Below are 21,301 nucleotides of genomic sequence, written 5' to 3'. Positions count from 1 at the left end.
ACCATGAGCGTTCTGCACCAGGAACACCCGACCCACCCCCACGCGCACGGGCCCGACTGCGGCCACACCGAGGTCGACCACGGTGACCACGTCGACTACGCGCACGACGGCCACCTGCACCGCTCGCACGAGGGCCACTGGGACGAGTGCGAGCCGGCCGGCCACGTGACGCACTCCGGTCACGAGCACCGTCACGACGAGGGCTGCGGCCACGCGCGCGTACAGCACGGCGACCACGTGGACTACCTGCACGACGGCCACCGTCACGCCGAGCACGACGGCCACTACGACGACCACTGACGCACGTCCGGAAATCGCTCCTCACGGCTCCCCGCGACACCTCGCGGGGAGCCGTACCCCTAGGGTGGCCCCGATCACGTGGGGCTCCCGTACTGGACGACATACCGACCGGTCGGCATCATGTGATCCACGTCCATCGCCGCACGGAATCTGGAGCGCCGTATGAGCACCGATCATCCACCCGGGCTCGATCTCGACCGGCTGCGCGCCCTGCTGGAGCGCGAGCTGCCCGGACTGGTCACGGGACCGCTCAGCGGACGGCTGATCGAGGGCGGGCGCTCGAACCTGACGTACACCGTCTCGGACGGGGCGGCGAAGTGGGTCGTGCGCCGGCCCCCGCTGGGGCACGTGCTGGCGACCGCGCACGACATGCGGCGCGAGCACCGGGTGATCAGCGCGCTGCACCGCGAGACGTCCGTGCCGGTGCCCGGTCCGGTGCTGCTGTGCGAGGACGAGGAGGTGCTGGGGGCGCCGTTCTACGTCATGGAGTTCGTCGAGGGGACGCCGTACCGGACCGCCGGGGAGCTGGCCCCGCTCGGGCCCGAGCGGACGCGGGGCGCGGTGCTGTCGCTCGTGGACACGCTCGTCGAGCTGCACGGCGTCGCCCCTGAGGGGGTCGGCCTCGGCGACTTCGGCCGTCCGGCGGGCTTCCTCGACCGGCAGCTGCGGCGCTGGGGCAAGCAGCTCGACGCGTCCCGCAACCGGGAGCTGGCCGGGATCGACGAGCTGCACTCGGCGCTGGGGCGCAGCCTGCCGGTGTCGCCCGCGGCGACGGTCGTGCACGGGGACTACCGGCTGGACAACGTGCTGATCGGCCCCGACGACCGGATCAACGCCGTGCTCGACTGGGAGATGTCCACGCTCGGCGATCCGCTGACCGACCTGGGTCTCCTGGTGATGTACAGCGTGCCCCTGGAGATGGCCGACTCCCCCGTCTCGACGACCGCCGAGGCCCCCGGGCACCCCTCCCCCGCCGAGCTGGTCGAGCGGTACGCCGCGCGCTCCGGGCGGGACGTCTCGGACGTGTCCTGGTACACGGCGTTCGCCTGGTTCAAGCTCGCCGTGATCCTCGAAGGCATCCACTACCGCTACACCCTCGGCCAGACGGTCGGGCGGGGCTTCGACCGGATCGGCGAGCTCGTCCCCGTCTTCGTCGAGCACGGACTGACCACTCTCCAGGAAGGCTGACCGGGATGGACTTCGCGTACGACGCGCGCACCGAGGAGCTGCGCGGGCGGCTGCTCGCCTTCATGGACGAGCATGTCTACCCCGCCGAGGCCCTGGCCGAGGAGCAGCGTGCCGCCCTGGCGTCCCCGTGGGACACCCCGGCGGTCGTGGAGGAGCTGAAGGCCGAGGCGCGCCGCCAGGGCCTGTGGAACCTCTTCCTGCCCGACGAGGAGTACGGGGCCGGTCTCACCAACCTCCAGTACGCGCCGCTCGCCGAGATCACCGGGCGCTCACCGCAGCTCGCGCCGACCGTGCTGAACTGCTCCGCACCGGACACCGGGAACATGGAGGTGCTGGCGCAGTTCGGGGACGACGCGCAGCGCAAGCAGTGGCTGGAGCCGCTGCTCGCCGGGGAGATCCGGTCCGCGTTCGCGATGACCGAGCCCGAGGTGGCCTCCTCCGACGCCACCAACATCACGACGTTCATCCGGCGGGACGGGGACGAGTACGTCGTCACCGGGCGCAAGTGGTACATCTCCGGGGCCATGAACCCCGACTGCAAGATCTTCATCGTCATGGGCAAGACCGACCCCGACGGACCCGACATACGCCGTCAGCAGTCGATGATCCTCGTGCCGCGTGACACGCCGGGTGTCACGGTCAAGCGGGCCATGAAGGTGTTCGGGTACGAGGACCACTACCACGGGGGGCACGCCGAGGTCGTCTTCGACGACGCGCGCGTGCCGGTCACGAACCTGATCGGCGAGGAGGGCGGCGGGTTCGCGATCGCGCAGGCGCGGCTCGGGCCCGGCCGGATCCACCACTGCATGCGGCTCATCGGGATGGCCGAGCGGGCGATCGAGCTGATGTGCCGGCGGGCCGTGTCCCGGGAGGCGTTCGGGAAGGCGCTGGCCCAGCAGGGCGTCGTGCACAACTGGATCGCCGACGCGCGCGTGACGGTCGAGCAGTTGCGGCTGCTGGTCCTCAAGACCGCCTGGATGATGGACACCGTCGGCAACCGGGGCGCCCACACGGAGATCCAGGCGATCAAGATCGCCACCCCGCGCGCGGTCGTCGACATCATCGACCGGGCGATCCAGCTGCACGGGGCCGGCGGTCTCAGCCAGGACTTCCTGCTGGCCGAGCTGTACGCGGGCGCGCGCACGCTGATGATCGCGGACGGGCCGGACGAGGTGCACCAGCGGTCGCTGGCGCGACGGGAGCTGCGCAAGTACGCGTAGGCGCGTAGGCGAGAGCGCGTGTGTAAGGGGCGGTCGTCCATGGCGACCGCCCCTTACACGTCCTGCGTCACATGCCCTGTGCGGCTACGGCCGCAGCGCCCTCAGCAGCAGGTCCGCCAGGTGTTCCGCGACCTCCTGGGGGGTCAGGGTGCCGTCCGTGCGGTACCAGGTCGGCAGGTGGTGGACCGAGCCGAAGTGGTAGTCGACGACGAGGTCGGCCGGGGTCGCCTTCGAGAAGACGCCCGCCTGCTGGCCCTCCTCCACCAGCGCGCGGAACCGCTCGTGGTAGGTGCGGCGTTCCGCGCGGACCTGCTTGTACTTCTCGGGGCTCAGGTGGTGCATCGAGCGGAAGAAGATCGCGGCGTCGTCCAGGTTGTCGATGGTCGTGACGACGACGTCGGCCGCCGCCGCGCGCAGGCGTTCCTCGATGGGCCGGTCGGCGTTCGCGAAGGCGTCGAGGCGTTCCTGCTGGAGGCGCAGCACGCGCGCGTACACCTCGTGGAGGAGGTCGTCCTTGGAGCCGAAGTAGTGGTAGAGGGCGCCTTTGGTGACGCCGGCCGCTTCGACGATCTCCTGGACGGAGGTCCGGTCGTAGCCCTGCTCGGCGAAGAGCCGGGTGGCGGCGGCGAGGAGCCGCTGGGGGACGGGGGTACCGTCGCCGTCCGTCGTCCTGGGCACTGCCGCCACCTGCCTTTCCTGGAAGTCAGTCGCTGTCTGTGCTGCGGGAACGCAGTTCCCGACGGAGGATCTTCCCACTTGCCGTCTTGGGCAGGTCGGGCAGGATCTCCACCTGCCGGGGGTACTTGTAGGCGGCCAGTCTCTCCTTGCAGTACGCGGCGAGGTCGGCGGGGGTCGCGTCGGCGTCCGGACGGAGGCTGATGTAGGCCCGTACGGTCTCCCCGCGGTACCCGTCGGGCACCCCGACGACGGCCGCCTCGCGGACCGCGGGGTGCGTGTAGAGCACGTCCTCGACCTCGCGCGGCCACACCTTGAACCCGGACGCGTTGATCATGTCCTTCTTGCGGTCGACGACGTACAGCCAGCCCTGTTCGTCCATGAACCCGATGTCCCCGGTGCGCAGTTCGCCGTCCGGGAAGGTCTCGGCGGTCGCCTCGGGCCGCCGCCAGTAGCCGGGGACGACCTGGGGCCCGCGCACGACGATCTCGCCGTGCTCCCCGAAGGGCACCTCGGCGCCCGTGTCGTCGAGGACGCGGACGACGGTGTCGGGGCCCGGCAGGCCGACCGCGAGGGTGCCCGAGGCGGGGTCGACGGGCGCCTCGTGCTGGGGCGGCACGGAGGCGGCGGGGGCGGTGCACTCGGTGAGCCCGTACCCGTTGCGGATGTACGGCCCGAAGCCCGCCCGGAACTTCTCGACGAGGGCCGGCGGCACGGGGGCCCCGCCGGAGCTGATGTGCGCGAAGGAGGCGAAGTGTTCCGGGGTCGCGCCGGGGTGCGCGGCGAGTGCCATGAACGCGGTGGAGGGGCCGACGGTGTAGTGCGGGCGGTGCTCGGTGAACGCGTCCAGGACGACGCCGGGTTCGAAGCGGTACGTCAGCACCAGCGTGCCCGCGCTGTTGAGGCAGGCGCCGAGTTCGCAGACCATGCCGGTGATGTGGAACAGGGGCGCGAGCGCGTAGTACACGGGGACGTCGGGCAGGTGCAGCCACGCGCGCTGGCGGTCGGCGTTGCCCATGAGGTTGCCGTGCGTGTTGGTGGCGCCCTTGGGGGTGCCGCTGGTGCCGGAGGTGTAGCTGATCAGGGCGATGTCGGAGGGGGTGAGCGCGCGTCCCTGGGGCGGGGTGCCGCCGCGCCGGGCGACGTCGACCAGGTCGTCCGCGTCGGTGGGTGTGCGGGCGAAGTTCAGCACGCGCGCGTCGTCGCGGGTCTGGAAATCCAACTCGCTCGCTGTGAGGGCGAACCGCACGGGCGAGTCGGCGGCCGTCTCGCGCAGGTACGTCTCCCACGCGCGCTCGCCGCAGATCAGCACGGCCACCTCGGCGTCCCGCAGGACGTGGGCGACCTCGCCGGACTTGTACATGGGGTTGACGGGGACGACGATCGCGCCCGCCTTCCAGGCGCCGAGCAGGGCGAGCACGAAGTGCGGGGAGTTCTGCAGGAGGACGGCGACCCGGTCGCCCCGTTCGACGCCCCGGCCGGCCAGGTGGGCGGCGACGGAGTCGGTGAGCGCGTCGACCTCGGCATAGGTGAGGCGGCCGTCGAAGTAGGTGAGGAAAGGACGATCCGGTGCCGTTCCGACGGCTGCGCGCAGGGCGTCGACCATCGAGTCCAGCGGGGTGACGGGGGCGCGCTGGACGTCGTCCAGGAGGGCGAGCCAGGGCTTGGCCGCGTAGATCGACGTCGTCACCGGGCCGCCTCCCACTTCTGCTGGAGGCGGTTCATGGTGGCCAGCCAGCCGTCGGTGTCGGTGGCGCGGCCCTGGTAGAAGCCGGCGACCTCGGGGTGCGGGAGGATCAGGAAGCGGTCGTCCTCGATGCCCCGCATGAGGGCTTCGGCGACGTCCTCGGGGTCGATCGCGGTCGGTTTGAGCACCAGGTCGCCCGCGCTGCCGGACGCCTCCAGCATGTCGGTGCGCACGCCCTGGGGGCAGATCGCGTGGACCTTGAGGCCGCGGTGGCGGTACGTCAGGGACAGCCACTCGGCGAACGCGAGGGCGCCGTGCTTGGTGACGCTGTACGGCGCCGCGCCGATCATGGTGAGCAGCCCGGCGGCCGACACGGTGGACACGAAACGGCCCTCGCCGCGCTCCAGCCACCCCGGGAGCAGCGCCTTGGCCGCGCGGACGTGGGCCATGACGTTGACGTCCCAGGCGAGCGCCCAGACGTCCTCCCCGGCCGCCTCGGAGCCGCCCGAGCCGACGCCGGCGTTGGCGCAGTAGACGTCGACACTGCCGCCCAGCGCCTCGCGGGCCTCCTCGACGACGACGGAGGCGTCCCCGGCGACGGCGATCGCGCCGATCTCGTCGGCGACGGCCTTGGCCCTGGCGCCGTCGAGGTCGTTGACGACGACCCGCGCGCCCTCGGCGGCGAACCGGCGCGCGAGCGCCGCCCCGATCCCACCTCCGCCCCCGGTCACGACAACCCCGGCACCTCGCACGGCTTCCACCATCGGGTCTCCCTCGACACGACACGGCTCGGAACGGGTACAGACTAACCAGTCGGTATGTAGCGGGGAAGGGGCGTCGGACAGCCTGTACCGGACCTGTGCCCGGACGCGGGCCCGGACGTATGCCGTGACGTATGGCCAACCGGTCCGGTTAGCAGGACACTGCGCCCACATCGCTCCGGGGGACGGAGGCCGTGATGGCCGGACCGGCAATGACAGTGACTCCCTACTGGCAACTCACCTTCGACGCGGACGGGGACGTGAACCCCGCCGAACGCGACCGGCTCCTCACCGAGGCCGGGCCGCGCGGGGTCCGGGACCTGATCCTCTTCTCGCACGGCTGGAACAACGACCGCACCCGCGCGACCGCCCTCTACCGCGCCTTCTTCGCCCCGTTCCCCCACCTCGCCCCGAAGGCGAAACTCGGGTACGTCGGCGTCGTGTGGCCGTCGATGCGGTTCTGCGACGAACCCGTCCCGGACTTCCCGCACTTGACGGTCCGTCAAGGAGTCGGCCTGGACGACGGCACGCGCCGCGCCCTGCTGGAGACCTTCCCCGGCCAGGCCCACGCCGTCGAGCGGATCGCCGCGCTGCTGGAGCAACGCCCGCCGGGGGACGCCGCGTTGGCGGAGTTCGGCGAGTTGGTCGGGCAGCTCGTGGACGCCGTGCCGGAGCGGTGCGCGGCGGACCTGCCGGAGGAGGAGACGCCCGCGCTGCTCACCGAGCCGGTGGACCAGGTGTGCGAGGAGTTCGCCCAGGCGCTCCACGAGCTGGGCGGCGTACGGGAGTTCTCGCTGCCGAACCCCTGGGACGGCGCCAAGGAGGTGCTGCGGCAGGCGGCGTACTACGCGATGAAACGCCGGGCCGGGACGGTCGGCGAGCGTGGACTCGGGCCGCTGCTGGGGAAGTTGGCGGCGTCCGCGCCCGGGGTGCGGGTCCATCTGGTCGGGCACAGCTTCGGCGGGCGCCTGGTGTCGTTCGCGCTTAGCGGGCTCGCGCCGGGCGTGCGTGCGGTGAAGTCCGTGACGCTGCTCCAAGGGGCCTTCTCCCACTACGCGTTCGCGGCCGAGGGGGCGCTCGCCGGGCGGCACGGCCGGGTCGACGGTCCGGTGGTGTGCTGCCATTCCTCGCACGACCTGGCCCTCGGGACGATGTACCCGCTGGCCTCGCGGATGGCGGGGGACGCGCGCGGGGCGGTCGGGGAAGTGCTGGGCGCGAAGTGGGGTGCCATGGGGTTCGACGGGGTCAAGTCGGTCGCGGGGACCCGGGAGTTGAGCCTCGCCGAGGCGCTGCGGGGGCCGTTGCCGGTGTCCGGGTGTGTCAACGTCGACGCGGCGGCCGTCGTCCGGCGCGGTGGGCCGCCGGCCGGGGCGCACAGTGACATCGTGCACCCCGAGCTGGCGAGGGTGGTGCTGGGGGCGGGGCGGATTCCCCAGGGGTGAGCCCGTTGGCTCTGTTCCTGGCGAACCCGGCCCGCCCGTACGGGACTTACCGGTGCGAGGTGAACTCCACCACCTGCTGGTAGGTCGGCCGGTTCTGCCAGCTGATGTTGTAGTGCTTGATGCCTCCGAGAGCGCGCTGGAAGATCGAGTCGGCGCACCACTGGTTGCCGGCCGCGCACTGGGCGTCGCCCGGGTAGACCTGGGCGGCGGTCTTGCCCGCGGCGGTCTTCAGGGTGGCGATGAGGGTGTCGCGGCAGGCGGACAGGACGCCGTCCCCGCAGTACTTGCGGGCCAGCGGGTCCTTGACGGTCTCGCCGAGGACCGCGCGGATGTCCTTGTCGACGTAGCTCCACCAGCCGTACTGGAAGGAGCTGCCCGCGTGCGAGCCGGTCGGGCCGTGGGCGGCCGAAGGCGCCTCGTCCACGGGGAGGTTGGTGGTGATGGCGGTGAACAGGCCGCTGCCGAGGCCGGGTTGGAACTCGGCCTGGACCAGGAGCGGCCACCAGGCGTCCAGGATGCGGATCGCGTCGGCGTCGGCGTACGTCTTGGATCCTGCCGAAGTCTCCGTGCGCTTACCGCCGTTCGCGAGCCACGTCTGGAGTTTCGTGACCGCCGCCGCTGCCGCCGGGTCCGTCACCGGCGCGCTGTTGACGACCTTGAGGAGGTCCGGCAGGACGTCCTCGGCGCGCAGGTCGGCCAGCGCCGCGTCCGCCATCGCCTTGGTGAGGGAGGCGCGGGTGACGCCGCCCGCCGTGACGAGCTTCTTGACCCGGGTCTCCAGCAGGTTGCCGCGGTGCACCGAGCCCTCGCCCCAGGGCGCGCTGGTGTAGTCCTTGGCCTGCTTGTTGTTCCAGGAGATGTAGTAGTCCTGGTCGACGGACTGGGGGTGCTGCGCCGAGGGCGTGTAGTCGGCGGTGTTGGTGGCGGGGTTCCAGTTGCGCCACTCGTACGCCGGCCGCGCCCAGACCGGGAACTCGGCGTCGACGCCGGCCGCGCGGACCGGGTTGTCGCCGGAGTTGTAGTAGGCGGTGTGCTGGGAGTCGGCGTAGAACCAGTTGAAGGTGTAGTTGATGTGCTCGACCGCCTGCTTGAAGGTGTCCGGGCCCTTCACGAAACCGGGGTCGTTGAGCATCTGGAAGCCGATGATCGAGTCGGCCTCGTGCAGGTAGGACGAGCGCAGGGTGGTGTAGGCGACCTTCTTGCCGCCGACGGTCGCCCGGTGCGTGACGGGACCGTACTTGGTGCGCCACACGCGCATGGTGTACGAGCCGACCGCGGTGCCGTCGGCCGTCGTCGGCTTCCAGGCGTTCTTCTGCTCGACCTTGTCCATCGCCGTGCAGGTACCTCGGTAGAGGTAGTGGTAGTCGTCCTGGCACAGCTCGACGGCGTACGTGTCGATGATGTCCTGGCCGGACGTCGTAGCACTCCAGGCGTAGTCCTGGCCCCTCCCGAGTTCCACGTACATCGAGAGACCTGCGAACGACGCGCCACGGGCGCTGATTCCGGGACCCTGGATCTCCTGGAGAAGGAGGAGCTGTGGAGCGAAGTACCCGGTCTGCGGACCGAAGACGGCGACGGGATGGCCGCTCGCGGTGTGCGCGCCGCTGACGACGAGGGCGTTGGACATGCCGCGCTTCGCGGACGTCGTCGCCGCGGCGGCTGCCGTCGCGGCGGGGCCGCCGGTGCCGGTCGCGTCGTAGATCAGGGGTTCCGCGGTGACCGTCCCGGCGTCCGGCAGCGCGGTGCCCTGCGGGCTCGCGGGCTTGGTGGCGTACGGGAAGCTCTCGCCGTTGTGGACGGTGAGGACGGCCTCGGCGTCGTTGCGCTGGCGGAACGACTCCCAGACCTTGGTGCCCTCGGCGACGCCGTACTTCTCCTGCGCGGCGAGCAGCGAGATCGCGTTGTTGACCTCGCCACCGCCGCCGGAGCCGAAGAGGGCGCCGATGACGGACGCGAGCGCGACCATGTCGGTGATCTTGAAGTGCTGGATGGTGCCGGCGTTGGTGATGGAGTCCTTGTGGCCGGTGAGGACGTACTCGCCGGGGAAGTAACGCCCGCTGTCGGAGGCGTCGATGTAGGCGTTGATGCCGTCGAGGTAGGCGTTCACATCGGCGAGGGCCTGCTGCCCCCGGGCGCCGCTGGTGGCGACGGCGTTGTCGATCTGCGCCTGGAGGTCGGCCTCGGTGTAGGGGGCGTTGCGCCAGAACTGCTGTTCCAGGCCCTGGTTGGACGGGTCGCCGCCGGCGAAGTTGGTGAGCTGGCCCCGGCCGACGTGGCGGAAGACGTCCATCAGCCACAGCCGGTCCTGGGCCGCCGCGTATCCGGCGCCGAACTCGGTGCCGTACCGGGTGGTGCCGGTGATGTGCGGGACGCCGGTCTTCTTGTCGCGGACGATCGTCACGTCGCTGCGGCCGGCCGGCTTGAGGGTGGAGGCGACCTGATCGGCGGGGACGCCGAAGGAGGCGTCGTTGAAGAAGGTGTTGATGGTGGCGTTGGTCAGCGTCGGATAGCCCTTGGCCAGGTTGTTGTACGGGCCGAGCTGGTCCTGGGCGTGCTCGGGCTGGGTGCCGAACGCCTGGTTGAGGATGATCTGCGCGAGGGTGGCGTTGCCGTTCTGGCCGGGCGGCAGGATGTCGGAACACTGTCCGCCGCAGTAGTCGTTCGGTTCGGCCGCCTCGGCGGTGGCGACCTGGGTGAGTGGCGACAACAGACCGGCGAGAAGCGCGCATACGGTCGCGCTCTTCAGGAACCCGGGGAATCTGCCGGGAGTTCTCAGTCTGTCGAAGGGAGTTCGCCGTGGCATGTGCAGCTCCTAGCGACGGGGGTGGCCGGAAGGTTACCGCCGGTATCCCCGGGATTGAAGATGAACATGCGTCAAGTTTTTTCACGGCGCTCACCCGGCGGGGGCCGTCCGGAAAATCGGATGGAGCCGAATCGAGAGTCGATACGTCTATTCGACGACGTCGCGCGAGTTCGGCGCGACGGCGCCGAAGTGACCGAAGTACAGGTGCAGGTGTGACGGAGGTGCAAGGCGATGGCAGGATTCAGAAGTCTGGCGAGACAGGCGCGCGATCCGCGCAGCGATCTGGCACTGCGGCGTTATTCGCTGCGCAAGTGCCTTGAGCGGTTCGCCCCTTACGGGCACCGGGCGACCTGGGACCATCTCTGCTCGCGGGCCGGGTTCGGCCCCGAGGACCGCTCTCCCGACCCGGCGCGGCTCGTGGCCGCGCTGGAGGAGCTTGAGGAGGCGCGGACGGTCTGGCTGGCCTACGAGGCGGGCTTCGCCGAACGGCGCAGGAAAGAGAAGCACGACGGACTGCGCAGGCCGGGGAGTTTCGACGACTGGCACCGGCTGACCTGGGGCGGGTTCGGCGTGGCGTGGTGCGACGACCCGCGGCTTCATCCCCGTGAGCCGCTGGCCGAGGTGCTGCGCCGGCTGATCGCCGCGCTGGAGCGCGAGCCGGGTGCGTGCTGCCCGGTGTGCGGTGGCGAACGGCTGCTGTGGAAGTACGACCTGGACCACGAGCCGTCGGCGGGCCCGGTCTGCACGGAGTGCGGCATATTGGTCCCGCGCCCCGTCCTCACCCCGGAGGCGCTGGCGTCCGCGCGGCGTGGGCGGATGCTGGTGTCGGCGTAGGCCCCCGGGCCAGGGCAGAGGGGGTGCGACGGGGATGCCGCACCCCCTTGATTCCGGGCGCTGTCCTTGAATCCGGGCGCCGTCCTTGATTCCGGGCGGCGTCAGATCATCCGGGTCACGCGGACTTCCACGTGTCCGAGAACGCGCCCGACGAGAGCGTGCCCGGCTGGGCGCGGACCGTGCCGCCGCTGTTGGTCATCGTGATCTTGTCGGGCGCGGCGTTGTCGAGGTTGGAGCCGTTGGCCTTCGCGCCGGTGAAGTTCACGGTGCCGAAGTTCGCGAGCTTGGCGAGCGATCCGTCGACCTCGGGGGCCTCGGCGATGACTTCGGCGGAGGCGTTCTGGAAGTCGGAGGAGCCGGCGTCGGTCTGGGTCTTCGTCCAGCCCTGCGTGGCGTCCTTCAGCGTCATCGTGAAATTACTGCCGTTGTAGGTCACGGTCGCGGTCAGCTTGTCGCCGCCGGCGACGGTGACGTCGTCCCACGCCGTCGAGGCGGCCGGCAGGACCTCCCACCAAGCGCCGTACACCGCACGGCCGTTGATGCAGTCGGCCTCGGTGCCGGTCTGCTCCAGCGCGTCGTTGCCGTCACCGTCGAGGCCGACCCAGAACGAGGAGTACGTGGTGGCCGAGCCGCAGGTGACCGTGGGCTGGGTCCAGGACGTGGTGACGGAGGTGAAGGCGCCGGCCGAGCCGGTGGCCGCGTAGCCGGACCAATTGGTCGACGTCTCCGAGGCGTTGACCTTGCCGACGTGCTTCAGCGCGCCGTGCGGGGCGTGGTTCTCGTGGCGTTCGATGGACTGCGTGAGCCGCTGAGGGGCCTGCGCCGAGGCTGCTTGCGACGCGGCGAGTGCCGGGGTGGCGAGGGCGGCGGTGAGGGTGCCTGCGGCGAGGACGGCGAGGCTCGCGGACCTGATGCTGGACATGAACTCTCCGTGGTTCAGGGGGAGGTGGGGGGATCCTGCGGCGGTGACCAGCAGCTTCCGTGAGCTTGCATGAGCATGGCAAGGAGGCCGAGTGCGTTCAGTCCTGCGGGAATTGAGCCGCAACGCCGCCGAAACGCCCGCTGGAGGAAGGCTTGGGATTCGGCCGGTTCCGTTCAAACGCACGGAAACTTTCCCCCAACATCCGGACGGCGGCCTTCCGCACCGTGCGGGGGCCGGGCGGAGACTGTGCGGATGCAGGGTGAGAGACCGTTCCACGAGGAGTTGCGGGCCGCCATCGCCGCGAGCGGGCTGAGCCTGGACCGGATCCACGAACGGCTGCGGCTGCGCGGGGCACCCGTGTCCGCGGCGACGCTCAGCTCCTGGCAGTCGGGGCGCCACCAGCCCGAACGGCGGCGCTCGCTCTCGGCGTTGGCGGTTCTGGAGGACGTCCTCGCGCTGCCGCCGGCGACCCTCAGCGCGCGGCTCGCCCCGCCCCGGCCGCGCGGACGCTGGCTGCCGCCCGCCGAGGGGCACCCCGCGCTGGACCGGGCGTGGCCCCTGGGGGACGTCCGGGACGCCGTCGACGTCCGCTGGGACGCCTCCCTGACGCGGCTCAGCTGCCACAACCGGGCCGAGGTCGACGGGGAGCGGCGGCTGCGGTCGCTGTCCAGCCGGCGGCTGCTGCGGGCCGAGGCCGACGGGGCGGACCGCTGGATCGCCCTCTACCGCCTCGACTCCCCCGGCCCGCTGCCCCGGCTCCGCCCCGCCGGGCCGCTGCGCCTCGGGACCGTCGTCGAGCTCCCCGAGGAGGGGCTGATCGTCGCGGAGATGCTGTTCGAACGGCCCCTCGCCCGGGGGGAGACGGTGATCGTGGACTACACGGTCGAGCACCGCGAACCCCGTCCGGTGTCCCGCCGCATCGAGACGGCGATCCATGTCCCGATGCGTGAACACCTCCTGGAGGTGCGGTTCCGTCCCGAGGCGCTGCCGTCCGCGTGCTACTCCTTTCGTACTACGGGACTTGAGGGGGTTGCCGGGCGCGGGGCGGGGTTCCGGCGGGAGCGGCGGCTGCGGCTGGACGCGGCGGGGGCGGTGCACGCGGTGGCGCTGGGGGCCGGGGAGTGCCGGTTCGGGATCCGGTGGGTCTGGGGGTGAGGGGGTGAGCTCGCCTCAGTCCTCCCGGTGTTCGACGACCAGGCGGGAGCCCGTGAGGCGGTTGCCGAATATGTCGTCGGGGTTGGAGAGGACGCAGGTGTCGAGGGAGAGGCAGCCGCAGCCGATGCAGTCGGTGAGGTGGTCGCGGAGGCGGTTCAACTGCTTGATGCGTTCGTCCAGTTCGGAACGCCACGCCTGGGAGAGGCGGGCCCAGTCCTCGCGGGTCGGGGTCCGTTCCTCGGGGAGCTGCGCCAGGGCCTCGCGGATCGTCGCGAGCGGTATGCCGACCCGCTGGGCGGCCCGGACGAACGCCACCCGGCGCAGCGCGTCGCGGCAGTACCGGCGCTGGTTGCCGGACGTGCGGCGGCTGGTGATCAGCCCCTTCGACTCGTAGAAGTGCAGGGCGGACACGGCTACACCACTGCGCGCCGACAACTGGCCGACGGTCAGCTCTTGGACGTTCTCGCGGATCTGGGGCACCCGGCCAGCCTAGTGGGGTGGCCGTGGGGTCACAGGTCCGTTGACAGTGCCCTCCGGACCGACCATGCTAAGCAGTTGCTTAGACTTCGGGACTTCCCCCTTCGGGACTTCACTTCGGGATTCACAGCGAGAGGCCGGGACCATGGCAGAGCCGAGGATCTTCACGTCCGTCGACGAGCTGAAGGCGGCGGTGGGCGAGCAGTTGGGGTACAGCGACTGGCTGGAGGTCGACCAGAAGCGGATCGACCTGTTCGCCGAGGCCACCGGTGACCACCAGTGGATCCACGTCGACCCCGAGAAGGCGGCGGCCGGCCCGTTCGGGACGACCATCGCGCACGGCTACCTCACACTCTCGCTGCTGCCCCTCTTCGGCCCCCAGCTCATCCGTGTCGACGGCACGAAGATGGGCGTCAACTACGGCACGAACAAGGTCCGTTTCCCCGCCCCGGTACCGGTCGGCTCCCGGCTGCGCGCCACCGGCCGCATCAGCTCCGTCGAGGACGTGCAGGGCGGCGTCCAGCTCACCGTCGCGTTCACGGTCGAGCGCGAGGGCGGCGAGAAGCCGGTGTGCGTGGCGGAGTCGGTGTCGCGGTACTACCTCTAGAGAAGCAGCACGGGGGCTACTCCCGGAGTGCTACCCCGGCAGAGCTACTTCGCCGCCCCCACCATCCGCAGGACGAGGTCGGCGTACAGTTCGCCGACCTCCTCCGGCGTCCGCGTCCCGTTGACGTTGAACCACCGGGCGACGTCGACGCACAGGGAGAGGATCGCGAGCGTCGTCCCGCGGACGTCGATGACGTCGAACTCCCCCGAGGCCACCCCGTCGTCGAGGATGCCCTGGACCTCCGCGTTCACCTCGCGGCGCAGGGCGACGATCTCGGCGCGGGCGTCGGGGCCGAGCGCGTCGAGTTCGTACTGGACGACGCGGGCCGTCGTGCGCCGGACGGCGTGCCAGCGGACGAAGGAGCTGACGGCGTCGGCGAGGCGCTGCGCGGCACCGGCCTCGCGGCGGGCGGCGGTGCGCAGGATGCCGAGGGCCTTGTCGTGGCCGATGCGGCTGATCCGGTGGAGCAGCTCTTCCTTGGTCTTGTAGTGGATGTAGAGCGCGGCCGGGCTCATACCGGCGCGGCTCGCGATGTCACGGGTGGTGGTGGCGTGGTAGCCGCGCTCGGCGAACGCCTCGACCGCGGCGACGAGCAGACGCCGGGCCGCGTCGGGCGTGACCTCTTCCCACGGCTCGGCCTCGCCGCCGATCGTGTCCTGCGCCGTACTCATCGCTCACCGACCCTTCTCGCAGACAGTCGCCCTACCATACCGCCCCGGGTGAGCGAGCGCTTAGGGCAGCCGGTCAGAGCTTCCGGTCAGAGCTTTTCGAACGGGTCGTGCTCGGCGAGCAGCTTCTCCAGGCGCGCCTGGTCGACCCGGCTGACGATCTTCCCGGCCTCCTGCCGGTCACGGATCACCTTGGCGAGGGTGAAGCAGGACGTCACGAGGTAGAGCACGGCGATCGCGAGGAACGCGCGGACCCAGGCGTCGGCGCTGAGCTGGTAGATCCCGACGGCGGTGGCCGCCATGGCGACGGAGAAGGAGGCCACGGCCTGGCCGTAGAAGGCGGTCGTGCTCTGCTGCTTGGGTGTGTCACTCATGGGGATGAGTCTCGGCGGACGTGGCCCGCGCCACATCCGCCGTAGTACTCAGTAAGTACTCAGTCATAGGAGGTACCTCAGAAGGCCGACACCCCCGTCAGTGCCCGCCCGATCAGCAGTTTCTGGATCTGGCTCGTCCCCTCGTACAGCGTCATCACCCGCGCGTCCCGCAGCAGCTTGCCCACCGGGTACTCGTCGATGTAGCCGTACCCGCCGAAGACCTGGAGCGCGTTGCCCGCCGCGCGCACGGCCGCCTCGGACGCGAAGAGCTTCGCCTTGGACGCCTCGGTGGCGAACGGCAGCCCCCGGTCGACGAGATCGGCGACGCGCCAGGTCAGCAGCCGGGCGGCGTCGACGTCGACCGCGATGTCGGTGATCAGCTCCTGAACGAGCTGGTGCCCGGCGATCGGCGTCCCGAACTGCTCCCGCTCCCCCGCGTACCCGACGGCGGCGTCCAGCGCGGCCTGCGCGATCCCGACGCACCCGGCGGCCACCGACATCCGCCCCTTGGCGAGCGCCGACATCGCGACGGAGAACCCCTTCCCCTCCTCGCCGAGCAGCGCGGACGCGGGCACGCGGACGTCCTCGAAGACCAGCTCGGCGGTGGCCTGCCCGCGCAGCCCGAGCTTGCCGTGGACCGTGCGGCGGGTCAGCCCCGGGGTGTCGGTGGGGACGAGGAACGCGGAGACGCCCCGGTGTCCGGGGGCGTCGGTGGAGCGGGCGAAGAGCAGGACGACGTCGGCCCACGTCCCGTTGGTGATGAACATCTTGGTGCCGTTGACGACGTAGGTGTCACTCTCACGTACGGCCCGGGTGACGAGGTTCCCGGCGTCGGAGCCGGTCCCCGGCTCGGTCAGCCCGAAGCAGCCGATCAGCGCGCCGGACGTCAGCCCTGGGAGCCAGCGCCGCTTCTGCTCCTCGCCGCCCCACGCGGCGAGCGTCTTGGCGACGAGGCCGAGGGAGACGGAGACGATGCCGCGCACGGAGGAGTCGCCGCGTCCCAGTTCCTCGGTGACCAGGCAGTACGCGAGGTGGTCGCCGCCCGAGCCGCCGTACTCCTCGTCGACCGTGAGGCCGAGGAAGCCGACCTCGCCGAGCTTCTTGACGATGCCCCGGTCGACGGCCTCGGCGCGGTCCCAGTCGCGGACGTGCGGGGTGATCTCGCGGTCGACGAAGTCCCGGGCGAGCCGCTGGACGGCGGTCTGTTCCTCGGTGAGTTCCAGATTCATGCGGCGATTCCTGTAAGGGTAAATTATCACTGCTAGTTTTCTGGCGCAGCCCTACTATGAGCGCCATGGCCCGACCGCACAAGCCCCTGCTGAGCACCGGACGGATCGTCGAGGCGGCCCGGGAGCTGATCGACGCGGAAGGGCTCGACGCGCTGTCGACCCGCCGGCTCGCCGCCGAACTCGGCGTCAGCGGGCCGTCGTTGTACAACCACTTCGCCACCAAGGACGAGATCGTGGAGGCGGTCGCCGACTCGGTGAGCGCGCGGGTGGACCTGTCGATGTTCGAGGACGGCCGCCCCTGGCGCACCGCCCTGTACGACTGGGCGATGTCCTACCGGGCCGCCCTGCGCGACCACCCCAACATCGTCCCGGTACTGGCCCGGGGTCCGGGTCGTAGACCTGCGGGACTACGGGTCGCGGACGCGGTGTACGGGGCGATGGTCCGGGCGGGCTGGCCTCCCGCGCAGGCGACGTCCGTGGGGGCGCTGATGCGGTACTTCGTGATGGGCTCCGCGCTGGGGTCGTTCGCGGGTGGCTTCGTGGAGGACCGCGCCGCGTACGACCCCGGCGACTATCCGCACCTCGGCCAGGCCCATCTGCTGGCCGAGCGGCAGGAGACGATCGACGAGCGGGCCTTCGAGACCGGGCTGACGGCGCTGCTGGACGGCCTCGCGGCCCAGTTCGCCCGGATCAGCGTGAACGGGCCCGGTCCGCAAGGACCTTGATGGAGAGCAGCGCGATCACGGCGAGGCCGATGATGTACGCCGAGACCGACATCGACGTCCCCGTCGTCTCCAGGAGCAGCACCATCACGAACGGGGCGAGTCCGCCGCCCGCGACCGCCGCGATCTGGTAGCCGAGCGAGGCGCCGGTGTAGCGCATCTCGGGGGTGAACAGCTCGGCGAACAGGGCCGCTTGGGGTCCGTACATGATGCTGAGGAAGCAGCCGGCGACGAAGGTCGAGACGGCCAGCCACAGCAGCGAGCCGGTGTCGATGAGCAGGAACATCGGGACGGCCCACAGGGCGATGCCGGCCGCACCGAGGGCGTAGATCCGGATGCGGCCGACCCGGTCGGAGAGGGCGGCCGAGGCGGGGATCAGGACGAGTTGGGTGAGGCTGACGCAGAGGGAGACGGTGAGGACCGCGCCGCGTTTCATGTCGAGGTCGCGGGTCGTGTAGTCGAGGACGCCGGTGATCAGGATGTAGAACGTCGCGGTGTTGACGGCGAAGGAGCCGCCGGCGAGGAGGACGGTGCCGAGGTGGTGGCGTAGGACCGTGCGCAGCGGGGAGCCCTGTTCGGACTTCTCCTGTTCGGCCAACTTCTGTTCCGCCGCCCGGAATTCGGGAGTCTCCTCGACGCGGGTGTGTATGTACCAGGCGAGGGCGAGGACGAACAGGCCGATGACGAACGGGACTCGCCAGCCCCACGCCTCGAACGCGCTCTCGCTGGTGAAGGCGCCGGCCAGCAGGAAGACGGAGTTGGCGCTCACCACGCCGATGGGGACGCCGAGTTGGACGAAGCTGCCGTAGATGCCGCGCTTGCCCTCGGGCGCGTACTCGGTGGCGAGCAGCATCGCGCCGCCCCACTGGGCGCCGACGGCGACGCCCTGGACGACGCGCAGCAGGACGAGCAGGATCGGCGCGGCGACGCCGATCGTGTCGTAGGTGGGGAGGAGTCCGATGCCGGTGGTCGCGAGGCCCATCAGGGTCAGGGCGAGCACGAGCATCGGTTTGCGGCCCCGCTTGTCGCCGAGCTGGCCCGCGACGATGCCGCCGATGGGGCGGGCGAGGAAACCGACGGCGAACGTCGCGAAGGCGGCCAGGATGCCGGCGGTCGAGCTGCCCGAGGGGAAGTACAGGTCACCGAGGACGAGGGCGGCGGCGATGCCGAAGACGAAGTAGTCGTACCACTCGACGGCCGAGGCGAGCGCGGCGGCGGTGGCGACGCGGCGGTGGGACGCCTTGGAGCCAGGGGTGGTACGGGGGTGAGCGGTGGGGAACGTGTCCATGCGTGCACACTCCGTGGGGCGCGGGGGACGTTCCCGGGAACATACTGACCGGACGGTATGGGGTCAACGGGATGAACGAGAAGCGGGGTGCTCGACCCGTTTCTGGGTTCGGTGGTGCGGGTGGGTCATTCCGCCAGGTCGGGGAGGTGGTGGGCCGGGGCCGGGGAGACGCGTTCGCCTCGGTGGTCGAAGACGAAGAGGCGGGTGAGGTCGACCAGCAGGGGGAGCTGGGCGCCGGGGCGCAGGTCGAGATCGGGAGTGGTCCGGACGATCAGGTCGCCGGGGACTACTACCTGAGGGGTAGGGGGCGGGGTCTCCGGGGGCGCCGGGTGGGGGCGTAACCGCGTCAGGAGGGGTGGGGTTCTGCGGCGGCGGGGCGGGCGGGGGAGGTCGGGGCGGGGGGACTCCAGGGTGGGGACCTGGGCGGGGGCCGAGCCCGTGTCGAAGTGGGCGAGGACTTCGTGGCCCTGGAACTCGACGTGCCGCACGAGGCCGGTGATCAGGGCCTCCCCCGGGCGCGCCGCCCTGCCGGGGGCGACCCGGATCGCCTCCGAGCGCAGGCCCACGATCACCTCGCGGCCCTGCTGGACGCGGAGCAGCTTGTGCTCGGCGGACAGGGGTTCGGGCAGCCGCAGGGCCTGCCGGCCGAGGTTGATCGACATCGCGCCGTCGAGCGGGGCGCGCACCACGCCGCGCAGCAGGTTGATCCTGGGGGTGCCGATGAACGCGGCGACGAAGACGTTGCGGGGCAGCGCGTAGACGTTGCGCGGGGTGTCCACCTGCTGCAGGACGCCGCCGCGCAGGACGGCGACCCGGTCGCCCAGCGACATCGCCTCCGCCTGGTCGTGGGTGACGTACAGGGTGGTGACGCCGAGCCCCGTCGTCAGCTGCGCGATCTCGGCGCGTAAGTGGGTGCGGAGTTTCGCGTCGAGGTTGGAGAGGGGTTCGTCCATCAGGAACGCGGAGGGTCTGCGGGCCAGCGCCCGGCCCATCGCCACGCGCTGGCGTTCGCCGCCGGAGAGCTGGGACGGGTAGCGCTCCAGCAGGTCCTCGATGCCCAGCATCCGAGCGGTGGCGTCGACCTGGGGGGACGGGTCGGCGCCGGGCGCCTCCATGCGCAGCGGGAAGCCGATGTTGGCGCGGCCCGTCATCGTCGGGTACAGCGCGAAGTTCTGGAACACCATCGCGATGTCCCGTTCGGCGGGCGGGAGATCGTTCGCGTACGCGCCGTCCAGCAGGAGTTCGCCCTCGCTGATCTCCTCCAGGCCCGCGATCATCCTCAGCACCGTCGACTTTCCGCACCCCGACGGCCCCAGCAGCACCAGGAACTCCCCCGGCCCGACGTCCAGCGTCAGACCGTCCACCACCCGTACGCCCTTCGTATAAGCCTTGCTCACATCGTGCAGAGAGATCGCGCGTGTCATGAGACTCGTCCCCAGCTGCGCCGGCACCCGGCCCTCGGCCGTCCCTCACGGGTCGTACGGGACGGGTGAGCAAGGGAAGCTAATGGACGGGCCACCCCGGGGGAAGGCTTCGGGACCCCTAGTCCCGAAGTATGAGAAAGCGGACGTCCGAATTCAGGGTGCGGGATGCCCCATTCAGGGTGCGGGATACCCCTAGGGGTGTCGGTCCTCGGTCTTGCGACTCAGGGGGTAGTCCTGGCGTACGGGTCGGTTCGGGGGGTCGTCCTCCTGGGGGTTCTCGTCCCTCTCGGGTGCCGGTGCCCGCAGGACCACCCCCGAGGACAGGAGCAGGAGGGTGCCCAGGAGCAGGAAGGGGGCCGCCACTCCGACGGCGCCGGCGAGGAGGCCGGCGGAGGCGGGGGCCGCCACCTGGGCGAGGCGGTTGCCGGTGAGGCGCAGCGCGAGGGCGGTCGAGCGGGCGGAGGCGGGGGCCGCCTGGACGACCGTCGTCATGGACAGCGGCTGGCCGACGCCGAGGCAGAAGCCGAGGGCCGCGAGGACGACGCCGAGCACCCACACCGGCACGGGAACCGCGATCGCGGCGCACAGCAGCGCGGCCAGCAGGCAGGTCAGGGTGAGGAGCCGGGTGCGGCCGAGCAGGCGCAGCAGCGGCGTGAGGATCAGCCGGCAGGCGATGGACGCGGCGGCGCGCAGGCTGAGCAGCAGACCGACGGCCGCCGGCGAGATGCCGCGGTCCTCGCCGACCACCGGCAGATAGGCGGTGAGGATGTCGGTCGCGGACAGCACCGACATGCTGACGAGCATCCCGGCGGGCACTCCCCGGGTCCGCAGGATCCCCGTCACGGACACCCGGTCGCCTTGCCGCGCACGGGACGTGGGGATCGTCGCCCGGTCCTCGATCCGCCACAGCGAGCTGACCGCGACGGCCGCGCCCGCCCCCGCGACGAGCAGCGCGAGGGCGCTGGTGCCGGCCAGGTCGTGGCCGCCGATGAGGGCGCCGGCGGCGACGGGCCCGGCCAATTGCCCGAGGGAGGCGCCGATGGTGAAGTGGCCGAAGTTGCGGTCCTGTTCGTGCGGCGCGGACTGCCGGGCCACCAGCGACTGCGCGCCGATGACGAAGCTGAGGTGCCCGAGCCCCATCACCCCGCTCCACAGGGCCATCGCCCACAGCGAGCCGGCGACCCCGCTCAGCGCGCAGCCGCCCGCGATCAGCACCACGCCCACCGGCAGCAGCGGCGCGCACCGCCCGTGGTCCGTGCGCCGCCCCAGCGGCACCGCCGCGAACAGGGGCAATAGCGCGTACACCCCCGCGATCACACCGACCGCCCGCTCGTCCGCACCCAGCGCGAGGGCCCGGTAGGAGACGGCGGGCCGCGCCATCGACACCGCCCCCTGCGCGAAGGAGAAGGCGACGACGAGCCTGAGCAGCCAGCCGCGGTTCCTGCCGGGCCCCACTGATACCTCCGGTTGTACGGGGTTTCCCCTAGTACCTGTATCTGTAGTACCTGCCCCAGACGTACCTGTC

Annotated in this window: 20 protein-coding genes; 8 read left to right on the top strand and 12 right to left on the bottom strand. The window is 71.3% G+C overall.

Features of this window, described 5'->3' with window-relative positions; translation table 11 throughout:
• Window positions 1–3: 3 nt before the first annotated feature.
• From IAG44_RS31955 to IAG44_RS31945, 3 genes are all read left to right on the top strand, one after another.
• Window positions 4–300 carry a hypothetical protein gene (locus IAG44_RS31955; RefSeq protein ID WP_187750551.1) on the top strand — a complete coding sequence of 99 codons (297 nt, stop codon included), beginning with the start codon at window positions 4–6 and terminating at the stop codon, window positions 298–300.
• Window positions 301–462: 162 nt separating this feature from the next.
• Window positions 463–1,488: a phosphotransferase family protein gene (locus IAG44_RS31950; RefSeq protein WP_187750550.1), complete on the top strand. Its 1,026-nt coding sequence runs from the start codon at window positions 463–465 to the stop codon at window positions 1,486–1,488.
• A gap of 5 nt (window positions 1,489–1,493) precedes the next feature.
• Window positions 1,494–2,708 carry an acyl-CoA dehydrogenase family protein gene (locus IAG44_RS31945; RefSeq protein WP_187750549.1) on the top strand — a complete coding sequence of 405 codons (1,215 nt, stop codon included), beginning with the start codon at window positions 1,494–1,496 and terminating at the stop codon, window positions 2,706–2,708.
• A gap of 84 nt (window positions 2,709–2,792) precedes the next feature.
• On the opposite strand, the gene IAG44_RS31940 is transcribed toward IAG44_RS31945, so the two are convergent.
• From IAG44_RS31940 to IAG44_RS31930, 3 genes are read right to left on the bottom strand one after another with little or no spacing between them, the layout of a single operon-like run.
• Window positions 2,793–3,386, bottom strand: a complete 594-nt coding sequence (locus IAG44_RS31940) for a TetR/AcrR family transcriptional regulator (protein WP_187750548.1) — start codon at window positions 3,384–3,386, stop codon at window positions 2,793–2,795.
• Window positions 3,387–3,411: 25 nt separating this feature from the next.
• Window positions 3,412–5,073 (bottom strand): class I adenylate-forming enzyme family protein, encoded by a 1,662-nt coding sequence (locus IAG44_RS31935; protein WP_187750547.1) that lies wholly within the window; start codon window positions 5,071–5,073, stop codon window positions 3,412–3,414.
• Window positions 5,070–5,834, bottom strand: a complete 765-nt coding sequence (locus IAG44_RS31930; RefSeq protein ID WP_187750546.1) for an SDR family oxidoreductase — start codon at window positions 5,832–5,834, stop codon at window positions 5,070–5,072. The genes IAG44_RS31935 and IAG44_RS31930 overlap by 4 nt, the downstream gene beginning before the upstream one ends.
• 194 nt (window positions 5,835–6,028) lie before the next feature.
• On the opposite strand from IAG44_RS31930, the gene IAG44_RS31925 reads away from it, so the two are divergent.
• On the top strand, window positions 6,029–7,273 hold the full coding sequence (locus IAG44_RS31925) for a serine-threonine protein kinase (protein WP_187750545.1): 1,245 nt from the start codon (window positions 6,029–6,031) through the stop codon (window positions 7,271–7,273).
• A 46-nt stretch (window positions 7,274–7,319) separates the two neighbouring features.
• On the opposite strand, the gene IAG44_RS31920 is transcribed toward IAG44_RS31925, so the two are convergent.
• Window positions 7,320–10,076 carry a penicillin acylase family protein gene (locus IAG44_RS31920; protein ID WP_187750544.1) on the bottom strand — a complete coding sequence of 919 codons (2,757 nt, stop codon included), beginning with the start codon at window positions 10,074–10,076 and terminating at the stop codon, window positions 7,320–7,322.
• A 231-nt stretch (window positions 10,077–10,307) separates the two neighbouring features.
• Here IAG44_RS31920 and IAG44_RS31915 point away from each other — a divergent pair, with 231 nt between their 5' ends.
• A complete protein-coding gene (locus IAG44_RS31915) occupies window positions 10,308–10,910 on the top strand; it encodes a hypothetical protein (RefSeq protein WP_187750543.1) in 603 nt (200 codons plus the stop codon).
• 115 nt (window positions 10,911–11,025) lie between these two features.
• Here the strand turns inward: IAG44_RS31915 and IAG44_RS31910 are convergent, their stop codons facing one another.
• The gene (locus IAG44_RS31910) at window positions 11,026–11,832 is read right to left on the bottom strand and encodes a G1 family glutamic endopeptidase (protein ID WP_187750542.1); all 807 of its coding nucleotides are present in this window, start codon (window positions 11,830–11,832) and stop codon (window positions 11,026–11,028) included.
• Window positions 11,833–12,084: 252 nt separating this feature from the next.
• Here IAG44_RS31910 and IAG44_RS31905 point away from each other — a divergent pair, with 252 nt between their 5' ends.
• Entirely contained in the window at window positions 12,085–12,987 is a 903-nt protein-coding gene (locus tag IAG44_RS31905; RefSeq protein WP_187750541.1) for a hypothetical protein, read from the top strand.
• A gap of 15 nt (window positions 12,988–13,002) precedes the next feature.
• Here IAG44_RS31905 and soxR read toward each other — a convergent pair whose 3' ends face one another.
• On the bottom strand, window positions 13,003–13,467 hold the full coding sequence (soxR, locus tag IAG44_RS31900) for a redox-sensitive transcriptional activator SoxR (protein ID WP_187750540.1): 465 nt from the start codon (window positions 13,465–13,467) through the stop codon (window positions 13,003–13,005).
• A gap of 142 nt (window positions 13,468–13,609) precedes the next feature.
• Between soxR and IAG44_RS31895 the strand changes: the two genes are divergently transcribed.
• A complete protein-coding gene (locus tag IAG44_RS31895) occupies window positions 13,610–14,071 on the top strand; it encodes a MaoC family dehydratase (RefSeq protein WP_187750539.1) in 462 nt (153 codons plus the stop codon).
• A 44-nt stretch (window positions 14,072–14,115) separates the two neighbouring features.
• On the opposite strand, the gene IAG44_RS31890 is transcribed toward IAG44_RS31895, so the two are convergent.
• The 3 genes from IAG44_RS31890 to IAG44_RS31880 form a co-directional block, all read right to left on the bottom strand.
• The gene (locus IAG44_RS31890; RefSeq protein WP_187750538.1) at window positions 14,116–14,742 is read right to left on the bottom strand and encodes a TetR/AcrR family transcriptional regulator; all 627 of its coding nucleotides are present in this window, start codon (window positions 14,740–14,742) and stop codon (window positions 14,116–14,118) included.
• A gap of 86 nt (window positions 14,743–14,828) precedes the next feature.
• On the bottom strand, window positions 14,829–15,113 hold the full coding sequence (locus tag IAG44_RS31885; RefSeq protein ID WP_187750537.1) for a YiaA/YiaB family inner membrane protein: 285 nt from the start codon (window positions 15,111–15,113) through the stop codon (window positions 14,829–14,831).
• Window positions 15,114–15,190: 77 nt separating this feature from the next.
• Window positions 15,191–16,342 carry an acyl-CoA dehydrogenase family protein gene (locus IAG44_RS31880; RefSeq protein WP_187750536.1) on the bottom strand — a complete coding sequence of 384 codons (1,152 nt, stop codon included), beginning with the start codon at window positions 16,340–16,342 and terminating at the stop codon, window positions 15,191–15,193.
• A gap of 65 nt (window positions 16,343–16,407) precedes the next feature.
• On the opposite strand from IAG44_RS31880, the gene IAG44_RS31875 reads away from it, so the two are divergent.
• A complete protein-coding gene (locus IAG44_RS31875) occupies window positions 16,408–17,067 on the top strand; it encodes a TetR/AcrR family transcriptional regulator (protein ID WP_187750535.1) in 660 nt (219 codons plus the stop codon).
• Here the strand turns inward: IAG44_RS31875 and IAG44_RS31870 are convergent.
• From IAG44_RS31870 to IAG44_RS31860, 3 genes are all read right to left on the bottom strand, one after another.
• Window positions 17,033–18,352, bottom strand: a complete 1,320-nt coding sequence (locus IAG44_RS31870; RefSeq protein ID WP_187750534.1) for an MFS transporter — start codon at window positions 18,350–18,352, stop codon at window positions 17,033–17,035. The two genes, IAG44_RS31875 and IAG44_RS31870, sit on opposite strands and share 35 nt — an antisense overlap.
• Before the next feature lie 125 nt (window positions 18,353–18,477).
• The gene (locus IAG44_RS31865) at window positions 18,478–19,776 is read right to left on the bottom strand and encodes an ABC transporter ATP-binding protein (protein WP_187750533.1); all 1,299 of its coding nucleotides are present in this window, start codon (window positions 19,774–19,776) and stop codon (window positions 18,478–18,480) included.
• 192 nt (window positions 19,777–19,968) lie between these two features.
• Entirely contained in the window at window positions 19,969–21,231 is a 1,263-nt protein-coding gene (locus IAG44_RS31860; protein ID WP_246562199.1) for an MFS transporter, read from the bottom strand.
• Window positions 21,232–21,301 lie beyond the last annotated feature (70 nt).

Origin of the sequence: Streptomyces roseirectus (assembly GCF_014489635.1) — a bacterium.
GTDB lineage: Bacteria > Actinomycetota > Actinomycetes > Streptomycetales > Streptomycetaceae > Streptomyces > Streptomyces roseirectus.
Note: the sequence above shows the minus strand (reverse complement) of the source record. Positions and strands in the feature narration are given on the sequence as shown.